Annotated in this window: 2 protein-coding genes; both read left to right on the forward strand. The window is 46.2% G+C overall.

Annotated elements, in window-relative coordinates:
* A partial coding sequence (locus HPY52_17135; GenBank protein NPV81957.1) for an ATP-binding cassette domain-containing protein occupies window positions 1–590 on the forward strand: 590 nt, incomplete at its 5' end.
* 2 nt (window positions 591–592) lie between these two features.
* Window positions 593–2,141, forward strand: a 1,549-nt coding sequence (locus HPY52_17140; GenBank protein NPV81958.1) for an ABC transporter ATP-binding protein, incomplete at its 3' end; no start/stop codon positions are given.

Consider the following 2,141-nt stretch of genomic DNA (forward strand, 5'->3'; position numbering starts at 1 on the left):
AGATCCTGCTATATGGACATAACCTGAAGGAATGGAACCTTCAATGTGCAAGATCCTATATATCCTTGGTATCTCAGGACCCCTATTTGTTCCCGACTACCATCGCTGAGAATATAGCCTATGGAAGGCCGGGGGCGAGTCTGGAGGAAATAATCAAGGCAGCTCAGGCCGCAAATGCTCATGAGTTTATAGTTCAATTACCCGAAGGGTACAACACAATGGTGGGCGAGAGAGGAGCCAAACTCTCGGGGGGACAAAGACAGAGGATAGCGATAGCAAGAGCGATACTCAAGGATGCTCCAATACTGCTATTAGATGAACCTGGCTCTGCATTGGATGTTCGATCCGAGACCCTGGTGCAGGATGCGTTAAAACGCCTCATGAAAGGGCGTACTACCCTTGTTATAGCCCACAAACTCTCTACGATACTGGGAGCAGACCATGTGTTGGTATTGAACCATGGCAAAATAATGGAAAGAGGTACACATCAAGAACTCATAGAAAAAGGTGGGTTATATTGTGAACTATATCTCAAACAACTCATATTTCAAGATAATGTGAATTTACAGGCAGCAGAGGGGGAGGCGTAGAAGTGTTCAATAACTCGCGAGCTAGTGGGTTTATGCGTCTCATGTCCTTCATGAAACCGAGATGGTTAGCATATTCGGTCGGGTTGGTAGGTACCAGCCTTGCCCAAACAGCTATCTATGTACTGGCTGCCTTTATTTTAAAAACCTTCGTAGATGCGGCTATTCTGGCCGATCTACATAGATTGAAAAGAGCTGTTTTGACTATAACCCTGGAACTTATAATTGTTTGTGCTGTTGCTCCCATTGTAAACTATCTCCTAAATGCCTCGTTAAGACGTACTATAGGTGAAATAAGGGAGAGAGTATTTGACCATATTCAGGGCCTTCCGATGAGCTATTATGACACACATCATAGCGGTGAACTTGTCTCCATAGCAAACAATGACATCTACTTGATGGAGAGCGCGTATGCAAGCCAATTATTAGGCATCGTTCGATTCTTGGTAACCGGTTTAGCATGTGCAGTAATAATGCTAGATCTCAATGTCTGGATAGGTGCATTGGCAATTGCGCTCGGACTCATATCCACGTATATAAATACTTGTTTTGCTAGTCCGCTGCGCGAAATCAGCCAAAAGATACAATCATCCCTAGCTGTGTATACGGAAAGACTTTCAGATCTATTGGCCGGTAACCAAGTAATAAAGATGTTCAGAGCAGGGAATTGGATAATTGCACAATATAGGGAAGCTGCCAAAGCGGTCACCAGAGCTTCGATGGCGAAAACGGGCAAGGAAGCCCTTATAGGCGGCATAAATGAGATAATAAGATTTGCAAGTTTCGCCGGGCTATTGGCGGTGTGTGGTTTCATGATGTTTCGCGGGAAAATCGAGTTTGGATCAGTTGTCGCGATACTGCAATTACAGGAAGGCGTAACCGGCATGTTCATGTATCTAGGCGGGCTTATAGTCCAGCTTCAAGGCTCACTAGCTGCGGCTGATCGAGTATTTGGGCTGTTGGACGAGATGCGAGAGCCAGAGCGCTATCATGCATATCCTGCCGCTGTGTCGTCTCATGCCATGTTGGAACTCAGAGATCTATCTTTCTCCTACCAGAATGGTCAAAAAGCTCTGGATGGACTCAGCCTTTCGGTACCCGAAGGGTGGGTCGCCGCTCTAGTAGGACCAAGTGGTGGGGGAAAAACCACCATATTCAAACTCCTTATGGGATTCTATGGGGCGGATAGCGGTAACATATTCATAAATGGCAAGTCAATAGGGGAATACGCATTGACTGAGCTCAGAGATATGATAAGCTATGTCCCCCAGGATACATATCTTTTCAGCGGAACCATCGCTGAGAATATAGCCTATGGAAGGCCGGGAGCGAGTCTGGAGGAAATAATCAAGGCAGCTCAGGCCGCAAATGCTCATGAGTTTATAGTTCAATTACCCGAAGGGTATAACACATTGGTGGGCGAGAGAGGAGCCAAACTCTCGGGGGGACAAAGACAGAGGATAGCGATAGCAAGAGCGATACTCAAGGATGCTCCAATACTGCTATTAGATGAGGCTACATCTTCGTTGGACTCAGAATCTGAGAGACTGGTCC

It is taken from the genome of Bacillota bacterium, assembly GCA_013178415.1.
Classification (GTDB): domain Bacteria; phylum Bacillota; class SHA-98; order Ch115; family Ch115; genus Ch115.